Origin of the sequence: Subdoligranulum variabile (genome assembly GCF_025152575.1) — a bacterium.
GTDB classification, from domain to species: Bacteria; Bacillota; Clostridia; order Oscillospirales; family Ruminococcaceae; genus Gemmiger; species Gemmiger variabilis.
This window is the reverse complement of the sequence record NZ_CP102293.1, coordinates 2,331,990-2,354,822: the sequence shown is the minus strand read 5'-3', so window position 1 is coordinate 2,354,822 and position 22,833 is coordinate 2,331,990. Positions and strand designations below refer to the sequence as shown.

Here is a 22,833-nt window from a genome sequence, read left to right as displayed (position 1 = left end):
TGCCTCCTTACTTCAGCATCGCGCCGGAAATGACCATCATCTGGACTTCGCTGGTGCCTTCGTAGATCTCGGTGATCTTGGCATCGCGCATCATGCGCTCGATGGGATAGTCACGGGTGTAGCCATAACCGCCGAACAGCTGCAGGCAGCGGCGGGTCACATCGCTGGCGGTACGGGCGGCGATCAGCTTGGCCTCGGCGGCCTCGACGCTGTAACGGGCCTTGGCGCCGTCCATCACGCTCTGCTTCTTCAGAGCGGCCTGGTAAACCAGGAACTTGGCGGCATCCACGCGAGCCTTCATCTCGGCCAGCTCGAACTGGGTGTTCTGGAACGCAGAGATGGAACGGCCGAACTGCTTACGCTCTTTGACGTAGGCGACGGTCTCGTCCAGGGCGCCCTCGGCGATGCCCAGAGCCTGGGCAGCAATGCCGATACGGCCGCCGTCCAGGGTGGCCATGGCCAGCTGGAAGCCCTTGCCCTTGACACCCAGCAGACGGTCCTTCGGGATGATGCAGTCTTCCATGATCAGCTCGCAGGTGGAGGAACCACGGATGCCCATCTTGTCCTCGGGCTTGCCGACCTTGAAACCGGGATCGGTGCGCTCGACGATGAAGGCGGAGATTTCCTTCTGCTTGCGGCCGCGCTTGTCCAGCACGGTGCCGGTAACGGCGATGATGATGAAGACGTTGGCGTAGCCGGCGTTGGTGATGAAGATCTTGGAGCCGTTCAGCTTCCAGTGATCGCCCTCGTCAACGGCGAAGGTCTGCTGGCCCTGGGCATCGGTGCCGGCGCCGGGCTCGGTCAGACCGAACGCGCCGATCCACTCGCCGCTGCACAGCTTGGGCAGGTACTTGGCCTTCTGCTCGGGGGTGCCGTTCTCGAAAATGGGAGCGGCGCACAGAGAGGTGTGGGCGGAGATGATGACACCGGTGGTGCCGCAGACCTTGGACATCTCCTCAACGGCCATGACGTAGGACAGCACATCGCCGCCGGCGCCGCCGACTTCCTTCGGGAAGTAGATGCCCATCATGCCCAGCTTCGCCATCTTCTGAACGGTCTCAACGGGGAAATATTCCTCGGCATCGACCTTTTTGGCGAGAGGCTTGACTTCGTTCTCAGCAAATTCCTTGTACATTTTCTGGACCATTTGCTGCTGCTTGGACAGAGTAAAATCCATTTGATAAACCTCCATTACTCAAACAAACGCAGCCCGGCGCGGTATTGCCCGCGCCAGGCGCGAAAGTTTTACTGAATTACAGGGCGTCCACAGGGGTCTTGGTGCGATCGGCGTTGTAGACATAGAAGCCCTTGCCGGTCTTGCAGCCCAGGTTGCCGCCGCGGACCATCTTGCGGATCAGCGGGCAGGCACGGTACTTGCTGTCGCCGGTCTCCTTGTACAGGACGTCCATGATGGCCAGGCAGATGTCCAGGCCGACGAAGTCGCCCAGCTCCAGGGGTCCCATGGGATGGTTGGCACCCAGCTTCATGGCGGTGTCGATGCCGGCGATGTCGGAAACGCCCTCCATCTTGATGAAGGCAGCTTCGTTGATCATGGGGATCAGGATGCGGTTGACGACGAAGCCGGCAGCCTCATTGACCTGAACGGGAGTCTTGCCGATCTCCACGCTGATCTTCTTGATGGTCTCCACGGTCTCGGCGGGGGTGTTCACACCGGCGATGACCTCGATGAGCTTCATGCGGTCGGCGGGGTTGAAGAAGTGCATGCCCACCAGAGGACGGGACAGGCCCTTGCCGATCTCAGTGATGGACAGAGAGGAAGTGTTGGAAGCGAAAACGCACTCCGGCTTGCAGATCTTGTCCAGCGCGGAGAAGGTGTCCTGCTTGACCTTCACGTCCTCGAAAGCAGCCTCGACGATGAGGTCGCAGTCGGCGCAGATGTCTTCCTTCAGGCCCGGGGTGATGGCCGCCAGACGGCGATCCACTTCAGCCTGGTCCAGCTTGCCCTTGGCAACCAGCTTGGCGTAGCCCTTGGCGATCTTGTCCTTGCCGCCCTCGGCCCACTCCTGCTTGATGTCGCACAGAGCCACGGTGTAACCCTCGACCTGCGCAAAAGCCTTTGCAATGCCCTGGCCCATGGTGCCAGCGCCAATAACGCCTACCTTCATAGTAGTAACCCTCCTGAAATTGTTATTTATAAAAAATCAGTTGTTGGTGAAAACCGGTTTGGGTTTCGGCTTCTCGCGGCTGAGGAAGCAGCCCATGCCCTCCACCTGATCGTGGGTCTCGAAGCAGTCGCCGAACAGCTTTTCTTCCACTTCCACGGCCTTCTCGATGGGCAGGCTGATGCCGTCGTTAATGGCCTTCTTGCAGTTGCGGACGGCGATGGGCGCGTTCTTCGCGATCTTGCCGGCCAGCTTGAGCGCCGCAGGCATCAGCTCTTCCTGGGTGTACACGGCGTTGACCAGACCGATGCGCAGAGCCTCATCCGCCTTGATGTTCAGAGCGGAGTAGACCATCTGCTTGGCCATGCCCATGCCCACCAGACGGGCCAGGCGCTGGGTGCCGCCGAAGCCCGGGGTGATGCCCAGGCCCACTTCGGGCTGACCGAAGACGGCGTTGTCGGAGCAAATGCGGATGTCGCAGCTCATGGCCAGCTCGTTGCCGCCGCCCAGGGCAAAACCGTTGACGGCCGCGATGACGGGCAGCGGGAAGTGCTCGATCATCAGGAAGATGTCGTTGCCCAGCTTGCCGAAGGCCTCGCCTTCCGCCTTGGTCATGGTGGACATGGAGCCGATATCGGCACCGGCCACGAAGCTCTTGTCACCGGCGCCGGTGAGGACCACGCAGCGCACGGTGTTCTGGTCAATGGATTCGAAGGCGGCCTTCAGGTCGGCCAGCACTTCGGGATTCAGGGCGTTGAGCGCCTTGGGACGGTCAATCGTCACAACGGCGACAGCGTCCTGGATTTCGGTATTGACAAAGGACATTTCCGATTCCTCCGTAACTTACATTTCCACGATGGTGGCGCAGCCCATGCCGCCGCCGATGCACAGGGTAGCCAGGCCCTTGTGAGCGCCGCGATGCTTCATGGCGTAGAGCAGGGTGACGAGGATACGGGCACCGGAAGCGCCGACGGGATGGCCCAGGGCGATGGCGCCGCCGTTGACGTTGACCTTGCTCATGTCGAACTTCAGGTCATGGGCAACAGCCAGGCTCTGCGCAGCGAAGGCTTCGTTGGCCTCGATGAGGTCCATGTCGTCCACGGTCAGGCCGGTCTTGGCCATGACCTTGTTGGTGGCGGCGATGGGGCCGACACCCATGATGGAGGGATCTACGCCGCCCAGAGCGCCGCCGACCCAGGTAGCCATGGGGGTGATGCCCAGTTCCTTGGCCTTGTCCTCGCTCATGATGACGAGGGCAGCAGCGCCGTCGTTGATGGCGGAGGAGTTGCCGGCGGTGACGATGCCGTCCTTCTTGAAGGCGGGCTTCAGCTTGCCCAGCACTTCCATCGGGCTGAGACGGGGGCCTTCATCGGTATCGAAGACGATCTCGGCCTTCTTGGTCTTGATGGTGACGGGAACGATCTCGTCCTTGAAGGCACCGCTCTTGATGGCGGCGTCGGCCTTGACCTGGCTGTTGTAAGCGAACTCGTCCAGCTGCTCACGGGTCAGGCCCCACTGCTCAGCCACGTTCTCAGCGGTGATGCCCATGTGGTAGTTGTTGAAAGCGTCCCACAGAGCGTCGTTGACCATGGTGTCCACCAGCTCGCTCTTGCCCATGGGGGAGCCCATGCGGTAGCCGTAGCGGCCCTTCATCATGGCGAAGGGAGCCATATCCATGTTCTCAGTACCGCCGGCCACGACGATGTCAGCATCGCCGGCCTCGATCATCTGGGCAGCCATGTTGACGCAGTTCAGGCCGGAGCCGCAGACCACGTTGACGGTGACAGCCGGGGTGGTGACGGGCAGACCGGCCTTCAGGCTGGCCTGACGGGCAACGTTCTGGCCCAGGCCTGCCTGGATGACACAGCCCATGTAGACATGGTCGACCTGCTCAGGCTTGATGCCGGCGCGGTTGATGGCTTCCTTGATGACAATGGAGCCCAGTTCCGCAGCGGGGACGTTGGACAGCGTGCCGCCGAACTTGCCGATGGCAGTACGGCAGGCGCTTGCAATGACGATCTTCTTCATAAGTAGCCTCCTGAAAACATTTTTTGTGGATAGACTTCTTTAGTAAACCGTGTATCTTCAAACCGCCGGGGCGGTGTGAATTCTGTGCTCAGAGTTTGCCTGCCGCCCGCTTGGCGAGCAGTTCCTTCTCCACGTTGGGCGGCACGAACCGGGAAACGTCCTGCCCGTAGTGGGCGGCCTCCCGCACGATGGTGGAAGACAGGTAACTCCATTTGATGGCCGTGGCCAGGAACATCGTCTCGATCTCCGGCATCATGGCGTAATTGGTGTGGGCGAGCTGGATCTCATTCTCGAAATCCGTGACCGCGCGCAGCCCCCGTACCATGACGGTGGCCCCCTTCTGCTTGGCAAAGCTCACGGTCAGGCCGTTGAAGGAATCCACCTCCACGTTGGGCATATCCTTGCAGCACTCCCGCAGCATGGCAACGCGCTCCTCGACCGTAAACAGCGGCGTCTTCGCACTGTTGACCAGCACGGCGACGATCAGCTTGTCAAACATACGGCTGGAGCGCTTGATGATATCCAGATGCCCGCGGGTAACGGGGTCAAAGCTGCCGGGATACATGGCAATGGGCATGGTACACAAACCTTTCCTCTTCCGCCCTATCTGTTAAAAATTAAACAACCTTGGGCGGAAATGTAGGCACCGGCGCCGTGGCTGGCTTCAGGCAATCATCAAAAACCGACTCGGTCAGGTGCGCGGCGGCTGGTGCCGCAGGGTTTCCGGCGCATTTCCAGAAACTCTACTATAGTTTTACCATCTTGTTAAGGTTTTGTCAATTGCCCAACTGTTAAAATTATGTTGAAATCGCAGATTTGTTTTGGCATTCCGCACAAAACTTTTCTTTTCCGCAGGGGTGGTCTCCATGCAGCCTACCTATTTAATAGGGGTACTGCGCCGTCCGCGCTGAACAGCGACGGGTGTTTTGCCTCTTGACCCGCAGGCGCTACCGTGTTATTATTTTAACATGCGAGGGTGTGTCCCTCTGGATTACCTGCCAGGATACAATAAACGAGGTGCTGTACCATGAATTTTGAGGATCTGATCGCAAAAGTAAAGACCTGCGGCAAGCAGAAGCTGGCCGTAGCCGCCGCCGAGGACGACGCCGTTCTGGAAGCCGTCGACGCGGCCCACAAGCAGGGCATTGCCGACGCCATTCTCGTCGGCGACGAAGCCGCCATCCGCAAGATCGCTGCGGAGCTCAACATTGACCTGAGCGACTACGAGATCATCAACGAGCCGGACAAGGTCCAGGCCTCGCTGAAGGCCGTCAAGCTGGCCCACGACGGTGTGGCCAACATGTACATGAAGGGCCTGCTGGACACCAAGACCTTCCTGAAGAGTGTGCTGGACAAGGAAGTGGGTCTGCGCACCGGCAAGACGCTGTCCCATGTGGCCGTGTTCGAAGTCAAGGGCATCGAGCAGCTGCTCTTCCTCACCGACGTGGCCTTCATGACCTACCCCACCCTGGAGGACAAGGTCCACATCATCGAGAACACCGTGGCCGTGGCCCATGCCTGCGGCGTGGAGTGCCCCAAGGTAGCGCCCCTGGCCGCTGTTGAGGTGGTCAACCCCAAGATGCCCTGCACCGTGGATGCCGACGAACTGCGCAAGATGAACGAAGAGGGCAAGATCACCGGCTGCGTGGTGGACGGTCCCCTATCCATGGACATCGCCATCGATCCCGAGGCCGCTCATCACAAGGGCGCCCAGGACCGTCCGGCCGCCGGCCATGCCGACATCCTGCTTTTCCCCGACATCCAGGCCGGCAACCTTGTCTACAAGACGCTGGTCCACACCGCCGAGTGCAAGAACGGCTGCATCCTGACCGGTACCAAGGTGCCCGCCATCCTGACCAGCCGCTCCGATTCCTTCCAGACCAAGGTCAACTCCATCGCGCTGGCCGCCGTTGTGGCTGCCGGCCTGAAGCAGGAATAAGAGAAGAAAAGGAGAAGAGATACCATGTCCATCAAAACGTTGGTCATCAACCCCGGTTCCACCTCCACCAAGGTTGGTGTGTTCGAGGATGAGACCCTGCTGTTCGAGGAAACGCTGCGCCACCCCACCGAGGAGATCGCCAAGTACGCCAGCGTCATCGACCAGAAGGACTTCCGCAAGGAGATCATTCTGGACTTCCTGAAAGAGAAGAACTGTGACCCCAAGAGCCTGAACGTCATCGTCGGCCGCGGCGGTCTGCTCAAGCCCATTCCCGGCGGCACCTACGCCGTCAGCGACGCCCTGCTGGCCGACCTGAAAGCCGGCGTCCAGGGCCAGCACGCCTCCAACCTGGGCGGCATCCTGGCCCGCGAGATTGGCGACGCCCTGGGCGTGCCCAGCTACATTGTGGACCCCGTCGTGGTGGATGAGCTGACCGACAAGGCCCGTCTGTCCGGCATGCCGGAGCTGCCCCGCCGCTCCATCTTCCACGCCCTGAACCAGAAGGCCGTGGCCCGCCGCTTCGCCAAGGAGAACGGCAAGCGCTACGAGGATCTGAACCTCATCGTCATCCACATGGGCGGCGGTGTTTCCGTCGGCGCCCACAACCACGGCAAGGTGGTGGATGTCAACAACATTCTGGACGGCGAAGGCTGCTTCAGCCCCGAGCGCAGCGGCACCGTGCCGGTGGGCGACCTGGTGAAGATGTGCTTCAGCGGCAAGTACACCCAGCAGGAAGTCTACAAGAAGATCTGCGGCAACGGCGGCTTCAACGCCTATCTGCACACCAACGACGCCCGCACGGTGGACAAGATGGCCAAGGAAGGCAACGCCGAAGCCAAGCTGGTGCAGGACGCCTTCTACTACCAGATCGCCAAGGAAGCCGGCGCCATGGCAGCCGTGCTCTGCGGCCAGGTGGACCAGATCATCCTGACCGGCGGCATCGCCTACAACGACTACACCCGTGAGGTTCTGCAGAAGTACCTGGGCTTCATTGCCCCCATCACCGTCTACCCCGGCGAGGACGAGCTGCTGGCGCTCTGCCAGGGCGCCCTGCGCGTGGTCACCGGCGAAGAGGAAGCCAAGGAATATTGATGGCCCGGCAGGGTCCCTCTCCCCTGCCATGAATAAAAAAGCAGGAAAGGCAATCGCCTTTCCTGCTTTTTGTTATGTTACGAAGCGGAATCGTCAGAGGCGTCCATCTGCGCCAGCAGCGAATCCATGATCTCGTTGTTCTGATCCTCGTACTGTGCCGCCACCGCGTCATCGATGATGTAGACCGTCACCGGCACCACGGCGCTCTCCACCGATTCCTGGTAGGTCTGGTAGTACAGATCCACGAAGGCGTGGCCCTCCATCATGGCGGTACCGGTATCCGCCGCATAGGCGTACCCGTACACAAAGGTCCCGTCGTCGCTGGTGATGTACATCAGGGTCCCGTAGGGAATGACATTGGGATTGACCGCCACCGTGCCGTAGGTCAGCCGCCGGCCGCTGGCCCCCTTGGCCGTGGACGATGCGGAATACCCTGTGGAGCGCTGGCCGGTATACGTCTCGGTAACGCCCTCCGAGGGCACACCATCCACGATCTCCGGCCCCACAAAGGAGGATACCGGCGCCTGATCCCCATAGACCTTGACGATGGTGGGCACCATGCCCACCTGGGTCACGCGGTCCAGTTCCTGTTTTTCCGACCATTCCCCGTCAATATAGACGTCCCGCCAGGTCACGGTATCCAACCCGTCGCTGCCTTCCTGCAGCGTCATGGTTTCGTCGTGGTCACGGTAAAACAGGCTGGTGGGGATCTCCTGCCGCTCCGACGGGATCACCACGTCCTCGGTGTAGTCCACATATTCCACCCGCTGCAGCGTCAGGCTGCTGCCCTCCGTTACAGTCTCATCCGCCGCGGGCGTCAGGATGTCGTTGTCATCGTAGGAAATTCCCAGCTGGGCCAGCAGTTCCGAGGCGGTGGCGCCGGTGGTAATGACCTCCCGGGTCTCTCCGTCTGCCGTGACCGGCACGGTATAGGCCCGCAGCACCTGCATCAGCCTGCCATCGGCGTTCTGGGACCAGACGATCTTGTCGTTTTCTTCCAGAGGCGGCGTGTCGGTCATGGTGAGCAGCGCTTCTTCACTGCTGGAGGATGTCAGAATGCGGGTGCTGCCGCCGTGGGTGTCGCTGACCACCACAAAATGCAGCGACTGGGACGTGAACGCAATGGCCAGGCCCAGTGCCAGGGCTCCACCGGCCAGAGCGCCCCATTTGGGCAGTTCCAGCACAAGGCGGCGGCGGATATGTTCTTTGGTTTTGAGGGATAAAGGCATAGGGGGCTCCTCACAAAGAAAGTGCCGGCCCCGTGAAGGACCGGCACCATGGAATAGAATACAGGGTTGATCAGCATCTGCTGAATTTTGCGGTGCGGGCAACGAGTGATTTTCGTTTCAATTCTTGCACTTTCGAGTTGAAATAATAACACAAAATCGTGTGTTTTGCAAGCATTTCGACAAAACAACCGCACTTATACCCAAAATTTACCGGGGCTGCGGCTTCTTTTGTGCTTGTTGCCACGGCCCGGCAGGACGTACTGCGCCGCCCTTACAGCAGGACATACTTGAGGATGAACAGCACCGTCAGCACGTACATCAGGGGGCTGATCTTCTTCTCCTTGGCCTTGCCGGTGATGAGATTCAGCAGCGTCCAGGAGATGACGCCGATGGCGATGCCCTCCGAGATGCTGTACGCCAGGGGCATGGCCACGATGGTCAGGAAGGCCGGGATGGCATCGGAAGGATCGTCAAAGTCGATCTTTGCCACCGCGCCCAGCATATAGAAGCCCACCACGATCAGGGCGGGAGCCGTCGCAAAGGAAGGGATGGTCAGGAACAGGGGGCTGAAGATCACCGCCAGCAGGAAGAGGACACCGGTGGTCATGGCCGTCAGGCCGGTGCGGCCGCCCTCGGTGACGCCGGAAGCGCTCTCCACGTAGGTGGTGGTGGTGGAAGTGCCCAGCACGGCACCGGCGCTGGTGGCGATGGCATCGGCCAGCAGCGCGCCCTTGATGCGGGGCAGACGGCCATTCTCATCCAGCATATCCGCCTTGGAGGCAACGCCGATGAGGGTGCCCAGGGTGTCGAACAGGTCCACAAAGAGGAAGGCGAACATCACGGCGAAGAAATCCAGCACGTTCAGTCCGGCGAAGTCCACCTTGAACACCTGGCCGAAGGTCTGGCCCAGGGCGGAGAAGTCAAAGCTGACGAAGGAAGTGGGAATGACGGAGTACATACCGGCCTCGGCGTCGGGGATGTACACACCGCACAGTTCGCAGAGGATGCCCAGCACCCAGGTGATCACGATGCCGTAGAGGATGGCCCCCTTGACCTGCTTGACCAGCATGATGGCGATGATCAGCACACCGATCAGGGCCAGGATGGCGCCCACACCCACGCTGTGGAAGGTTTCGCCCTTAAAGCTCTGGTAGGTCAGCAGAGTGGAGTCACTGTTGACGATGAGCTTGGCGTTCTGCAGGCCCACAAAAGCGATAAACAGGCCGATGCCCACGCTGACAGCGGATTTGAGGGTGGTGGGGATGGCGTTGAAGAGCGCCTCCCGGACGTTGGTCAGGGACAGGATGATGAAGATGATGCCTTCCGCAAAGACGGCCATCAGGGCCATCTGCCAGGTGTAGCCCATTTTCAGGACGACGGTGTAGGCGAAGTAGGCATTCAGGCCCATGCCGGGGGCCAGCGCAAAGGGATAGTTGGCCAGCAGTGCCATCAGCGCCGTGCCAATGAAAGCAGACAGCGAAGTGGCAATGAGGATCGCGTTGGGATCCATACCGGCAGCGGACAGGACGCTGGGGTTGACCGCAAGGATATACGCCATGGTCATGAAGGTGGTGATACCTGCCATGATCTCTGTTTTGACGTTGGTATGATTTTCCCGCAGTTTGAAAACTTTTTCTAACATGAAATTCCTCCCGTTTGAATTTATGGTTTTTCTCCTCGCTCCTCGGGCAGAAGCGTGGGCCAAAAACACGAAAACCATTGTACCATCTTGGACATAGTTTGTCCATATTTCGGCAAAATCCATTTTTGTGTCCATTGGCAGGAGGGCGCCCCCTCCCATAAAAAAGCCCGGAACCTTCCGGTTCCGGGCTTGGATGCATGGGAAAAAGGAATCAGCGCTTGCTGAACTGTTTCCGGTGCGGCGACTGTGTTTTGGCTACTTCGGTTTGAGCGTTTTCCGGAAGCAATAACAACACAGAACCGTGCATTTTACAATCATCCAGGCAAAAGTTTTTACAACTTCAGCCAGAATCTGCAAGGCACCTTGCTTCTTTTCTGCTTCTTATCCACGGCAGCTCAGGGCTGTGGAGGGAGTACGAAGGGGCAAGGTGCTTATTAGCTTCCCCCAGCATGCGGGTGCTGTAATTAGCTGGCGCTTTTTTCGCTTTTTTCCATAGATACAACCGGTAGACAAGGAACGGAAGAATGTAAATAGCATTATAGATAAAAATTGACAGTGCATCTAAAAATCCTGTTGCATTGATTTTCCCTACAGAAGATGGATTCAGGGATATAAAAACAGCAAACTGGTTGTTCAGATAATGTAAGACAGCCAACAACCAGATATTATTTGTCACTTCTTTTGAGAAAGTCAAAAAGAAGCCCAAACAGATGCAGAATGCAATTTGCCTTAATCCCGCATAGAAAACGTCATTGCTTGCATGGCTAAGGATAAGCATGGAAATATGCCAAAGACCCCGCATAGAACCATTGATCAGCGTGCCGATCCAATATCCGAACTTCTTTTGCAATAATGACTGCAGGCAATATCTCCAGTCATATTCCTCCCCCAAAAACGGCAGATATGCCACAACAAACAGGAACGGTAAATAGAGAAGATACAGGGCTCTCTAATATAACTGCTCCGCGAAGGCTTCTGTATATTCCAGGTCTGCATATCCGGGGGTCAGTCTAACGAAGTACAGTAGAATAAAGAGCGCAATGACACAGCCATTGGTACTACCTTTTCCAAAGAAGTAAATTCAGAATACAAGGCCACATCGGAATAGATCATTAATCGCTCTTTGAATTTCCTGATTTTCAATGCCAGACGATTTCAACTGCATAGCATAAATAATCCGTTGTAAGAAAATCAAATCCAACAAAGATAGACCTATAAAATCCTCGTCCAAGTCGCCATGCGCGAAATGATTTCTCTGATCTCCAATCCTTTTGCCCATATCAGCATAATTTAATTGCTCTTTATTCAAACTATATAGCGGTTGTCCAAAAGGCTCTAGCAACGCTCCCATATCAGAACCTATTTTTTCGATTTTATTGGCCAAACTTGGGCTGAACTCTATACACCTCAACAGGGATTTGTAAATTTTCTTAGTCTTTCCACTGCTCATGTCAATTAGTTCGTTGAGTTTTTGAGAAACCTCGTGTTCAGCGTCTATACGTTGTTGACTTTTTTCAATTCCATCAGGGAATAACCTATCAAATTCCCACTCGAACGCTGCGGTAATCATTACAAAACGCGCTGCATCAATATGTTTACTACTTTCAAGAGAGTCAGGCAAATGACGTAAATATAATTTATCGTCTGCTATGTCTGCCAATATCTGTCCTTCATGGCCTGATATATACACCTGTTTAATGTATTGTCCATCCTTTAGCCCTTGAATGTCCGCCTTTTCTCCTCCATCCAGAACATATAGCTCTGCAAAATTCTCATGTTTTCCATCTTGATATGGTGCAGCTAATTCCACTTTATTAAACTCCACGTTTTTCCTATAACAAAGGAATTGAATAAACTGCTTTGCTATATACCATAGTCTAAGAATAAATCTATAATCATCAGTTGCATCAAATTCGAACATCATATTTGACGAAAGCGTCATGGGCGGTTCCCAGATCTTCGCACCCATCGTGCGGGAAATGCCAAAACAAACAGAAACTTTTTTCCCGTCCACAACAAATGGCTGCCTTTTAGTTGTGGTGCACTCAAAATCTTTCGTCGTCACTGCAAAGGTACCATTATTTATAAATGATTCTATATCGAACGTACATTCGATGGCTTGATTTGTAGGATGAATACAATTGATTTCTGGACCATTAAAGCTAATTCGGTCTATGGAATTTCTTTCACGTTTACATACAATGTAAGCCGTCAGCTTAATAATCAACACAGTATTGGTCTTAGAAATATATGCTCCTTTTTGGGGCAGAAAAACGATTTGCTCATTACTTTCATGACATCTTCCAACTAAAATATCCTCTTCCATACGAGGCGGCTCATCCGATGTATAAACTCCTTTGGCAATTTCTTTCTTGCCAAATTTCCACATTTCCGCTCTTTTTTCTTTGGACGCAGGAATCAGTTTTAATTTTCCGCTTGAAAAAACAAATTGGTAATCATCACCTGCATACTCAAGTATTCCTGTATAAATTTTGTTATCAAAATCCGCATCCTTACTGCTCATAGTACCACCTTCTTATCATTGCTCTGTGAGATTTTTTGTAGATATTACTTAGACGCTCCTACATCGACATATTCTTATTAATAATTGTCTTCTATCCATGGGGCAAAATCGTTTTTAATTATGGCGACAATGAAGACATCTTGGTCAAAACTAGAACAAACAATATTCCGTAGATGACCGATCTATTTTAAAAAACATTTACGAGTAGTTGCTGAATAATATCATCATTTACGCCAACATTTTTCAAAAAACTAGCGTAAAGAAGCGCTAACAAAATCACATATGTTGCTGCATTATCGCCCCATTCGATTTCACCGTTATGTGTTTTATTATTTCTTAGCCTTACAAAAGATCGTACTCTGCTTTCATTAATTTGAGGTAAAGATTTATGAGCTATAAAGCCATCTATTATAGATTGACACTCACTATAAAGTGTGAGAATCTTATCAGTTAACGTAAAATCCAAATATTTAAATGCACTTGCTATATTTGTATCATCTTGTATGCTGATTTCTAGCTCACCTTGTTTTAATTTGCTCTGGACAAATGCGCTTATAGTATCATTAATAGAGGCTTTCAGTTCTTCAATCAATGTGTCTTTAGGCCTTTTATGTTTGTTCTCATTGTATATTATTTCTAACGCAGTACATAAATCTTGAACATTGGTTATTGAAATTCGATTTATGTTCGCGTTATCATCAGGAAGTACATCAAGGATAGACTGAGCCTTACCTACTGCAATGCTTTCAACTATCTTAGGGATATGATCGAATACACTTAATATCTGTATTACTTTATGGCTCTTGCGAACAGAATAATTTTGAAAGCTATCAAATATTTTACAAACACCAGTTCTGTGAAATAATCCATCTTTCTCTTTTTGGCTTAGATAAACATTAAATACAACATTATTCTGTGCAGTTAAAATTGCTATTAAAGAATAAATAATCTGATAGTATCTCTCAATCTTTTCAAACTTTTGTGCCTCGTCGAAAGAAAGTCGTACATAGGCGCTCAATTCTCCGACATTATAAGAATTCATGTGTTCTTCATTAGTTCCCTCCGTTTGATAAAGGGAAACCGTAAGCGTTGATTTTGTTCCATCAATTTCAATTTCGGTAGAGTGTGAATAATAACTACTTGGCTGAAGTTCAATAGCTATCGCTTCTTCACCATCAACCTGTCCTTGAGAATACCTAGGTTTTCGTGCAATAGCTGGAGGAAAAATTGCATTTATGTTCCCCCCAAAAAAGGTTATTGCATGAAAGCAATCCCATTCAGCCGTTAATTGGCTTTTGAAATAGTGAGTATTACCAGCCGCCTTAATTATAATTGGTGTTCTAAACCTAACAATTGGGCTCAACTGTAGCACGTCCATAGAAAAGTTCGTGTTACGTTCAAAGGCTATTGTACTGTTCCCATCATTTCCAAAAAAGAACTCAGGGTGATCAGTATCGTGAGATCGTAGCCGAGAAAGCATTGCTTCAATTTTCTTTGGGTCGCTTTCCGCTGGAAGTAATGTAACCAACGATTTAGTTATATTGAAGACGAATTTATCATTTCCTACATTTAGATATCCGCAAAAATTGTTGCCTATTTTTAACATATCAAATTACTTCTCCTTAAATAGTTCGCCCATTCAATTCCAATTTCCAATATTTAATATCATTATATCAAATAAAAAAGATCAACTCTATATAGAATTCTACTTTACATACAAAGCAAGTTTTATATTTTCGAATTATTCAAACACCTCAAGTCATTTAGAATTTATAATAACAAAAGCCGACCAGGATAACTCTCGGTCGGCTTTTTCTTTTCATGATTATACAAGATCTACATTTTTATCTCTCGTTTCGTTCGGTGAACAGATTTTCCTTCCATACAATTCCATGTTTACGCAGAAGCGCCACCATGCCTGCCTTTTCCCGTTTGAGGCGTGTGTTTTCTTTTTCCATCTGCATCCGCCGTGCTCTTTCCAACATGAGTGACTGACGATGATGAGAGGTCTGCTCTGCCAGTCTGTTGGTCAGATCATTCACTTTCTCTTTCAGACTGTTCAGCACACTTTCCAGCTGCCGGATTTTCTCCTGGGCGGCATCCAGCAGTTTCTGCAGCTGTTCATCCTGACGGCGGTACACCACATACTGTTTGGCCGCATGGAACAGGCTCTCAAAGTCACTGCGCGGCAGCGTTACCCGATCACTCAAAAGCGCCTTTTTCGCACTGACAGCCTCGATCTTATCAAGGTCCACCACTTGTTTCTGGACCGCCTGCAAGGTATCCTCTATCTTTTCCACTTCGGTGCGTTTCTGCGCAATGGCGGAATCCAGTTCCTTGACCTCCTTGCTGCGTTCCTGCTTTTTGTACTCCAATACCGATAGGTGTTCTTCGTGGGTGCCGAGCTGCTCCCATTCGATGCCATGCTCCCGCATGATATCCGCCAGCACCTGCTTTTCCCGCTGCACCCAAAGATTCCACTCTGTGGCGCTGCGTGTTCCGCCCACAAAGCCCATCTGCGCCAGCGCCTGTTTGAGGGATACACGGGTATCCATTCCCCGTTTGCTGCCGGTGATATAGGGCACAAAATCAATATGGACATGGGGCGTCGCTTCATCCATGTGCAAATGAGCGGAGAACATACGCAGTGTGTGGTTTCGCGCTTGGAAGCCGTGGACATACATTTCCAGACATTGCCGGGCGAGGTCTGCCGTTTCCGAGCCGATACCGGTATCATCCTTGTTTCCGATTTGCAGCACAATCTCATGGAAGGGCTTTTCCTGCTTGGAAGAACTGATTTTTGTGTAATAGTCCGCTATACGGCGGTCACTGCGTGTCTGCCTTGCATTGTAACGCTGCTGTGCTGCGTCAAACAGTTCATGATACACCGTTCGGATATCTTCCTTGCAGAATTCCACGTTCAGATGGCTGCGGGACGGGTCTACATTGGGGGCGTAAAACTCACGGCTGTTATGATTGAGGGAGCCTTTCCCAACCATGGCGCTGATTGTCCTTTTCAAAATTTCTCCTTTCTCCGGCGCAAGCCGGCGGGTTCTGTTACTCTTGCCAAGAGTAACGCAAAAGCACTTTTGACACTTCGCATCAAAAGCGCCTTTGCGCCCTGCGGGGCTACCTAGCTGAAAAAGCAATCTCTTGTTTTCAAGAAGGCAAGATGCCCTGTTCTTATAGATAGGGTCATCTTGCCTCCTTAAATTATTCTTGTGGCAATTCCCACAACCATCGTTTTCCCACCTTGTGGGAAGTGACACCCAATTCGTACCGGGCATTGCGCAGCGTTTTGGGCTTGATGCCTTTTTGCTCCGCAGCTGCCTCTATTTCAGTTTGCGGCAGAGCCCCTTCCGCCAGCACTTCCTGCAGGAAATTCTGTGCTTCCCGCAGCTTGTGCCCTCGGCTGTTGCCTGAAAGCAAATCTTCTGCGCTGATGTCATATTCACCTGCCCATTGAAAGCCCTGCTCCGGGTCGAGGCGAAAGGCGATAGCCTTTCCTTCCGGAGCCAGGGAACTTTTGGTGGGGCAGACAACCCGCAGCGTCGGATCATCCTTGATACGGCCCACCACCAGAACACTTCTGGCAGCAGCCTGAAAGTCGATGGAACCGAGTCCCCGGTAACTGGATTTTTCCCCGCTGTTCTTGTTCATGTGCCCGATCAGGACAATGGCACAGTGATGCTTTTCAGCCAAGACACCGATCCTGTGCATCAGCGGTCTGATCTCATTGGCGCGGTGCATATCCACCCCGGCCCCGATGTAGCCTTGGATCGGGTCAAGCACAACCAGCCGTGCATGGGTCTGCACAATGGCCTGTTCCAGCCGGTCATCCTCCAGTGTCAGCGCCCTATCGCTGTCGTCGATCATCAGCACCTTGTCACAGGCCGCACCGGCGGCGAGCAGTCTTGGCTTGATGGTATCCGACAGACCATCCTCCGCCGTCTGGTAGATCACGTTGCCGGGTGTCATAGGAGACATTCCGTCCCATGCAGGTCTGCCGGTAGTGAGACGCGCGATCAGCTGCAGAATAAAGGTCGTTTTCCCTTCGCCGGGATCGCCCTGAATGATGGTGATCTTTCCGCAGGGAATGAATGGATATACCAGCCACTCCACTTCTTGTACGGGAATTGTATCCAGGGAAATCAATTTTACAGTACTCTCATTTTCCATAAAGCCTCCCATTTTTTCTTCAAAAATGGCGGCTGCTGTGGTAAAATATCAGTGGTGCCTGATAGTTACACACAGCAGCCGCTGTTGGTACTGTCTTTCATCGGAGCGTTTACCCCTGCACGGGTAAGCGCTCTTTTTTGTTACCCAACATGACTCTCCGGGTTAAAATAGCCGATTTCCTCCCATACCTTGCGGTCAGGACAGTAGTAGTTATACTCGTTGGAACCTTCCAGCTTGACTGCGTAACCGAACTTGAAAATTCCCTGTTGCAGGCCCACTCGTACATACTGCGCGTCCTTGTGCATTGCCCTTGCAATTTCCGTTACCGGCACATTTCTCCCCGTAAACGGCGGCATCTTTCCGTAGTTCTGACTTTCTCCCATGCTTTCCACCTCCTTCTGCTTGTGATTGCTTTTCAGCAATTACATTATACGCAGTTTTATTGCGTATGTCAATCTTGTATATGAGTTTAATTTTCATATAATTTGCCTAAGATGCTTGATTTCTTCGCATTCCTATGATAGTATTAAGACGAGGTGAGAAGCCATGAATCTTACAAACGAACAAATCGGACAGCGCATCAAAGAAGTCCGCACAGAAAAAAATATTACACAGACTCAACTTGCGAAGTTTTTGGGGAAAAGCCTGCGCACCGTGCAGAGCTACGAAAGTGGTGAAAGCAGGATTTTCTTTGACACCGTATGCAGCATTGCAAACTTTTTGGGGGTAACCCCTTCCTACCTGTTGGGGTTTGAAGAACCCCAACTGCAACTGAACTCTCTGTCCGACGTCATCGCAGTACTCTATGAGCTCAATAAAAAGAAAGAGCTACATTTTGATGTGGACATCAAACACGAACAAAACGATGATGGGAATTTCACCGCTTCCCTGATTTTTCGTGCTGACAATCCCGATGCCAGTCTGAATGGAACGCTTTGCTACCTTCTGGAGAACTTCTCCTCCGCACGCACATGGTCCGAAGAGTACTGGCACAATCCCAAACAGATGAAAAGCTGGATGCAGGAGAATACGGCCCAATATGCCGGAACGCCCTTGACAGACAAGCCCCTCTACTCCGCCGATCTCAGCAAATATAGCCTTGCCGAGCTGAAGACCATGACCAAGGAGCAGCTGGAAAATCTGAAGTAATGCTGATAAGAGGTTTTCCTCTTTATCATAAAATCTGCCTGAGCGAAAGGGAGTTTGATAAAAACATGAAATTACCCAATGGCTACGGCAGCGTAGTCAAAATGTCCGGAAAACGCAGAAAACCCTATATGGTACGCAAAACCATCGGCTGGCATTTGGATAAAGGAAAAGGCAGACAGATTCAGGATTTCATCATCATCGGCTATGCTGAAACCCGAGCCGAAGGTCTGAAAATGCTGGCCGAATACAATCAGAACCCTTATGATGTGGATACCGCCAAGGTCACTTTCGCCGAAGTGTACGAGCGCTGGTCCAAATCCAAGTATCCCACTATCTCACATTCCAATGTAAAGGGGTATGAGGCTTCGTACAAAGTCTGCGGATTTTTGTACGATAAAGCCTTCCGTGAGATCAAACTGTGTGACTTGCAGCTTGTCATTGAAACCTGCGGCAAGAACTATCCTACGCTGAAAAAGCTAAAGGGTCTGTTCAACCAGATGTATGCCTATGCCATGAAGAACGACATCTGCAATAAGGACTATTCCCAATTTGTCGATCTGGCAGGTTACCGGGACAAGAATCCCAACCGGCGTGACCGCAATATCTTCACAAAAGAAGAGCTGGCAACCCTGTGGGCGCACAAAGCCAATCCCTATTGTCAGATTTTGCTCATGCTCAATTACAATGCCTGCCGCATTTCGGAGTTTCTGGATCTGAAGAAGGAGAACGTCCATCTGGAAAAACAGTATTTTGATGTGGTGGAAAGCAAAACCGAAAACGGTATCCGGAAGGTGCCCATTGCAGACAAGATGCTGCCCTTTTACAAAGGATGGATGGAGCGCTCGCCCTGCGAGTATCTGCTTTGCACCACCGACGGCAAGCATCTGGACTACTTCAATTACTGCGACACCTACTGGGACCCTTTGATGGAAGAATACGGGATGAAGCACAAGCCCCACGACACCCGGCATACCTGTATTTCCATGATGGCTGATGCCGGTGTGAACCCCACCATTCAGAAGAAGATTGCCGGTCATTCCGGTGCCATGAGCCTGACCGAACGTGTGTACACTCATCTGGATATCCAGACCCTTATCGACGGTATCAACATGATTTGCAAGCCATAAGGTCTTTCTTTTTTGCAAATAAAAAAGCAGGAGACGTTCTCCTTGCGAAAAACGTCTCCTGCGATAGGCAATTTGCTTCGGGATGGTCTGCTGCATACTCGCTTCTTACCTGCTGCTTTTTCAGCAGGTTCCAAGGCGATTTGCTGCATTCCACCACGTCAGGCGCATCCGATTTTCTGCACACAATCGTGCAAAAAAGTCGTGAAGCGTACTGAAAAGTTCGCAAGTAGTGCGGACAATCAGCGCTTGCTGAACTGGGGAGCGCGACGGGCAGCCTTCAAGCCGTACTGCGCGAGTTTTTGAGCTGTTTTTCCTTGATACTCCGGGCTTTTCCGGCTTTCTGCCTCTCAGTTATCCGGTGTGCGGACCATAAAAAACGGCCTTTTTTCATTCAGCAATAGCCTGATGAAACGCACCATTTACTACCCCAAACAGCTCCTCTGGTTTATTGTACTTCACTTTTGCATAGATGTCCATAGTTGTTTTGCTGTTTTCGTGTCCGGCAAGGTATTGGACGGTCTTTGGATCAACACCAGCATAGAGAAGATTGGTAATGTAAGTGTGCCGTAGCTGATGCGGGGTTACATCAAAGTCCAGCGTATATCTGATTTTGGGTTGATTTTTCTGGGTCATGCCCAGCGTTGGGGTAACCGCGTATTTGATGCTCTGCCCATTCACATACTTATAATAGTTCCGGGGCTTAGTGGAGCGGACAACGACATACTGCCACACTCTTTGAAACTGCGAAGCAGCCAGCGGCTCCCCTTTACTGTCAGCAATCACATAATCTGATATGGAATTTTCTTTCGTTTCTCTCAGACAATCCACCAAACACTTCGGTATCGGAATATCCCTTTTTGCCGCCGGAGTCTTTAGCACCGTAGAAATCACGGGTCTGTTATGCTCTGTACGCCATGCCCGCCTCACCGATAGATAAGGTGTATCCTCGTCCAGAAATACACAATCCCATTGCAGTGCAAGAATTTCTTCCCGACGCAGACCGGAATATAAACCGAGCATAATAAACAAATATGGAGGAAGCCCCTTGACTGTATCCAGAAGCACGGCTACCTGCTGATCTGTCAATGCCTCTCTCTTTTTTGATGGTTTTCCGCCCTTGCCCGATATTCCCACACAGGGATTGTGTTCAAGAATTTGGTTTCTCTCTGCCGCATAAAAAATGCACTTGAGTAGCATATTGACCTTATTGTATAAGCCTTCCGATTTCTTTGACAATGGAACAAGCGCCAGCCGAATATCGTCAGCGGTCACTTCTTCCATATACATCTCTCCCAGAGGTTTTATGATATAGTTTGTCATATCCCTCGTATAACCTCTGAGTGTAGACGCAGACACCTTTGCCGACTGCATCAGCAGCCACTTCTCTCCATACTCGGCTACTGTCGGGTGCTGCCGGTGAAAGATAATTTCTTCCACCTGCTTCCGGGCCTCTAACTGCTTCTCATACAATTCTTCACAAGTTGCGGCATACAAACTCAACTCTTTGCCATCTGCATCCGTAATCCTGGTTCTGTAATACTGGATTCCTTTCAATGTAATGGTCCCGTACTTCGGGATCTGTGTTTTCTTTTTTGCCATCTTTGATCGTCCTTTCTTGATAATGTGTAGTCTCCGTATCTACACTCTCTTTTTATCAGAAAGCCTCGATTTAATCAAAGATACGGCTGAGGTAAAACAAAGAGCGAGACATCCTTGCCTCGCTCCTGCTTCATTTCCTATTTGTTATTACTGTGCTGCATCCCAGCTTGCAAACGCACAGTTCATTGATCTGACCAACTCATTTGGTCTGTTGTACTTAACCTTTGCATAAATGTCCATGGTAATCTTGCTGCTTTCATGGCCTGCCAGGTATTGAACCGTTTTGGGATCTACCGATGCATGAATGAGATTGGTAATGTAAGTATGCCGCAGCTGATGGGGTGTTACTTCAAAGTCCAGACTGTAAACCACTTTTCCGTTATGAGCAGCCTTTTCTCCCAAGACAGGTGTGACAGTATGCTTTACTCTTTTTCCATCTTCATACCGATAATAGCTCCGCTCCTTGACCGTCCTCGTAACAATATACTGCCAAAGTCGCTTAAACTGCGTGTAGGACAGCGGTTCGCCATCCCGGTTTGAAACCACATACTCCGAAGTCGAAGTTTCCTTTGCTGCTTTCAAACACTCAGCCAAGCAAACAGGAAGGGGGATATTTCTCTCCGCAGCCTTGGTTTTCAATTCATCCGAAATCACCGGTCTGTTATGTTCGGTGTGCCATGCCCGTCTTACCGTCAGATATGGAGTATCTGTATCCAGATATACTGAATCCCATTGCAGAGCAAGAATTTCTTCCCGGCGTAGCCCTGCATATAAACCAATCATGACAAAGACATAAGGCGGCAAATCTCGGATAGCATCCAAAAGGCGCTCCACCTGTTCATCTGTCAAAGCCTGACGATCCTCTTGTGGAACACCGCCACCTTTTGTGGTCAGATAAATCGTTGGGTTGTGGTCAATAATCCTGCTTTCCATCGCTGCGCGAAAGATAGATTTGTAAAGGATTACCACAGATTTATAAACCGATGCAGATTTTTTGGAAACCGGAACAAGGGCAAGCTGAATATCATCCAGGCTAACCTCACCCATCCGTTTATCTCCCAATTCCGCTATAATATGCCGCCTGACCTTTGATGTGTAATCCGTCAAGGTAGTGGCTCGTACATGAACCGACTGCATCAGAAGCCACTTTTCACAATACTCTGCAACTGTGGGCGTTTTCCGATGAAAAGTAGCATTCTCAATCTGTTCCAACGCAAGCGTTTCTTTGTTATATAGTTCTTCAGGTGTTTTTGCGTAGATAGCTACGAGCTTACCATTCGCATCTTTGATTCTGGTCCTATAATATAGGACACCTCTTTTCATGACTGTGCCATATTGAGGAAGTATTATTTTTCTATTTGCCAATTCCTCCACCTCCTAAGAATAATCTCCAGCGCTGTACCTTTGTTTTATCAGACCTCTCTGATTCCATCAAGGATACGGACCGGCTCACGATCTTCCGCTTCGAGGTTTACGGTAAGTTGCGCTTCTCTCAACTGGTTTTGCTCTGTGCGTGCATTTTGCGATATACTCCTGGAGACCTGCCGCAGTAAAATACACACAGCCATTCTGAACATACTGCACATAAGAGATTAAGCCGTTGTTACGGGCGGCATCCAGCGTTGCTATGCTGATTCCTAAGATTTCAGCAGCTTCTTTTCGTGTAATGAGCTTTTCCATAGACTATATTCCCTCCTATCTGTCAAGGTTATCATCGTGCTTTCAAAATCACATGAATACGCTGGCAGCCGAAACTGCCAGCGCATGGTATCTGATTTTGAATAGAAAGCGGCCACCCAAAAGAGCAGTCGCTTCCTATTTTAATATGACTCAATTCTCGTCACATTTGCCACGCCCCCTGACGATGGGAACACAACAGGTCTCCGCTGGCGCGGCTGTCATAACTCCGCAGCATCGTTCGTATCGTGTGCCGCAGGGTTCCCCCCAAGTCTTTGGCGGGCCGTGAGGAAGTATCTTTAAGCCCCCATGCAGTCATCGCGCCGAATCTGCCACAATCCGTTTTATGAAATCGTAGATCGCTCCGAAGCAGTTCTTTCATCACCTCCCTGACTGCTCCATCTTCGCGGCGTTTCATATTCGCTCATACATGGGTTATGTACCTGTTGTGCTGTCTATTCGATTGTCAATGTACTGATGAAGGAGGAAAACTTGTCCTTCTTATTAACACTGACAAAAAAGGCA

At 51.5% G+C, this 22,833-nt stretch carries 20 protein-coding genes; 4 read left to right on the top strand and 16 right to left on the bottom strand.

Going from position 1 to position 22,833, the window contains the following annotated elements; genetic code table 11:
• Nucleotides 1-7: 7 nt before the first annotated feature.
• The 5 genes from NQ490_RS10970 to coaD form a co-directional block, all read right to left on the bottom strand.
• Nucleotides 8-1,177: an acyl-CoA dehydrogenase family protein gene (locus tag NQ490_RS10970; RefSeq protein ID WP_040917430.1), complete on the bottom strand. Its 1,170-nt coding sequence runs from the start codon at nucleotides 1,175-1,177 to the stop codon at nucleotides 8-10.
• A gap of 76 nt (nucleotides 1,178-1,253) precedes the next feature.
• Nucleotides 1,254-2,126 (bottom strand): 3-hydroxyacyl-CoA dehydrogenase family protein, encoded by an 873-nt coding sequence (locus NQ490_RS10965; RefSeq protein ID WP_007045833.1) that lies wholly within the window; start codon nucleotides 2,124-2,126, stop codon nucleotides 1,254-1,256.
• Between the two features lie 36 nt (nucleotides 2,127-2,162).
• Nucleotides 2,163-2,948, bottom strand: coding sequence for an enoyl-CoA hydratase-related protein (locus NQ490_RS10960; RefSeq protein ID WP_007045832.1), 786 nt, complete (start codon nucleotides 2,946-2,948; stop codon nucleotides 2,163-2,165).
• Between the two features lie 18 nt (nucleotides 2,949-2,966).
• The gene (locus tag NQ490_RS10955) at nucleotides 2,967-4,151 is read right to left on the bottom strand and encodes an acetyl-CoA C-acetyltransferase (protein WP_007045831.1); all 1,185 of its coding nucleotides are present in this window, start codon (nucleotides 4,149-4,151) and stop codon (nucleotides 2,967-2,969) included.
• Nucleotides 4,152-4,239: 88 nt separating this feature from the next.
• Complete coding sequence (gene coaD / locus NQ490_RS10950; protein ID WP_007045830.1) at nucleotides 4,240-4,728, bottom strand: pantetheine-phosphate adenylyltransferase; 489 nt, start codon at nucleotides 4,726-4,728, stop codon at nucleotides 4,240-4,242.
• Nucleotides 4,729-5,178: 450 nt separating this feature from the next.
• Here coaD and ptb point away from each other — a divergent pair, with 450 nt between their 5' ends.
• Both ptb and buk read left to right on the top strand, forming a co-directional pair.
• Nucleotides 5,179-6,090, top strand: a complete 912-nt coding sequence (ptb, locus tag NQ490_RS10945) for a phosphate butyryltransferase (RefSeq protein ID WP_007045829.1) — start codon at nucleotides 5,179-5,181, stop codon at nucleotides 6,088-6,090.
• 24 nt (nucleotides 6,091-6,114) lie between these two features.
• Nucleotides 6,115-7,182 (top strand): butyrate kinase, encoded by a 1,068-nt coding sequence (gene buk / locus NQ490_RS10940; RefSeq protein ID WP_259951280.1) that lies wholly within the window; start codon nucleotides 6,115-6,117, stop codon nucleotides 7,180-7,182.
• 77 nt (nucleotides 7,183-7,259) lie between these two features.
• Here the strand turns inward: buk and NQ490_RS10935 are convergent, their stop codons facing one another.
• From NQ490_RS10935 to NQ490_RS10900, 8 genes are all read right to left on the bottom strand, one after another.
• The gene (locus NQ490_RS10935; protein ID WP_007045827.1) at nucleotides 7,260-8,411 is read right to left on the bottom strand and encodes a 3D domain-containing protein; all 1,152 of its coding nucleotides are present in this window, start codon (nucleotides 8,409-8,411) and stop codon (nucleotides 7,260-7,262) included.
• Between the two features lie 271 nt (nucleotides 8,412-8,682).
• A complete protein-coding gene (locus NQ490_RS10930) occupies nucleotides 8,683-10,053 on the bottom strand; it encodes an NCS2 family permease (RefSeq protein WP_040917428.1) in 1,371 nt (456 codons plus the stop codon).
• 340 nt (nucleotides 10,054-10,393) lie between these two features.
• Nucleotides 10,394-10,963 (bottom strand): CPBP family intramembrane glutamic endopeptidase, encoded by a 570-nt coding sequence (locus NQ490_RS10925; protein ID WP_007045825.1) that lies wholly within the window; start codon nucleotides 10,961-10,963, stop codon nucleotides 10,394-10,396.
• A gap of 171 nt (nucleotides 10,964-11,134) precedes the next feature.
• Nucleotides 11,135-12,577: a hypothetical protein gene (locus NQ490_RS10920; RefSeq protein ID WP_007045824.1), complete on the bottom strand. Its 1,443-nt coding sequence runs from the start codon at nucleotides 12,575-12,577 to the stop codon at nucleotides 11,135-11,137.
• A 187-nt stretch (nucleotides 12,578-12,764) separates the two neighbouring features.
• Nucleotides 12,765-14,183: a hypothetical protein gene (locus tag NQ490_RS10915; protein WP_040917424.1), complete on the bottom strand. Its 1,419-nt coding sequence runs from the start codon at nucleotides 14,181-14,183 to the stop codon at nucleotides 12,765-12,767.
• Between the two features lie 238 nt (nucleotides 14,184-14,421).
• Complete coding sequence (locus tag NQ490_RS10910; protein WP_341271061.1) at nucleotides 14,422-15,597, bottom strand: plasmid recombination protein; 1,176 nt, start codon at nucleotides 15,595-15,597, stop codon at nucleotides 14,422-14,424.
• A 193-nt stretch (nucleotides 15,598-15,790) separates the two neighbouring features.
• Nucleotides 15,791-16,756: an AAA family ATPase gene (locus tag NQ490_RS10905; protein ID WP_147644633.1), complete on the bottom strand. Its 966-nt coding sequence runs from the start codon at nucleotides 16,754-16,756 to the stop codon at nucleotides 15,791-15,793.
• Between the two features lie 140 nt (nucleotides 16,757-16,896).
• A complete protein-coding gene (locus tag NQ490_RS10900) occupies nucleotides 16,897-17,139 on the bottom strand; it encodes a hypothetical protein (protein WP_040917423.1) in 243 nt (80 codons plus the stop codon).
• 163 nt (nucleotides 17,140-17,302) lie between these two features.
• Between NQ490_RS10900 and NQ490_RS10895 the strand changes: the two genes are divergently transcribed.
• Together NQ490_RS10895 and NQ490_RS10890 are read left to right on the top strand one after the other, a co-directional pair.
• Nucleotides 17,303-17,905 (top strand): helix-turn-helix domain-containing protein, encoded by a 603-nt coding sequence (locus NQ490_RS10895; protein WP_007045819.1) that lies wholly within the window; start codon nucleotides 17,303-17,305, stop codon nucleotides 17,903-17,905.
• Between the two features lie 65 nt (nucleotides 17,906-17,970).
• Nucleotides 17,971-19,032 (top strand): tyrosine-type recombinase/integrase, encoded by a 1,062-nt coding sequence (locus tag NQ490_RS10890; RefSeq protein ID WP_040917421.1) that lies wholly within the window; start codon nucleotides 17,971-17,973, stop codon nucleotides 19,030-19,032.
• A gap of 387 nt (nucleotides 19,033-19,419) precedes the next feature.
• Here NQ490_RS10890 and NQ490_RS10885 read toward each other — a convergent pair whose 3' ends face one another.
• The 3 genes from NQ490_RS10885 to NQ490_RS10875 form a co-directional block, all read right to left on the bottom strand.
• A complete protein-coding gene (locus tag NQ490_RS10885) occupies nucleotides 19,420-20,631 on the bottom strand; it encodes a tyrosine-type recombinase/integrase (protein WP_007045816.1) in 1,212 nt (403 codons plus the stop codon).
• A gap of 147 nt (nucleotides 20,632-20,778) precedes the next feature.
• On the bottom strand, nucleotides 20,779-21,996 hold the full coding sequence (locus tag NQ490_RS10880; RefSeq protein ID WP_040917419.1) for a tyrosine-type recombinase/integrase: 1,218 nt from the start codon (nucleotides 21,994-21,996) through the stop codon (nucleotides 20,779-20,781).
• 84 nt (nucleotides 21,997-22,080) lie between these two features.
• Nucleotides 22,081-22,311 (bottom strand): helix-turn-helix domain-containing protein, encoded by a 231-nt coding sequence (locus NQ490_RS10875; protein WP_009321998.1) that lies wholly within the window; start codon nucleotides 22,309-22,311, stop codon nucleotides 22,081-22,083.
• Nucleotides 22,312-22,833 lie beyond the last annotated feature (522 nt).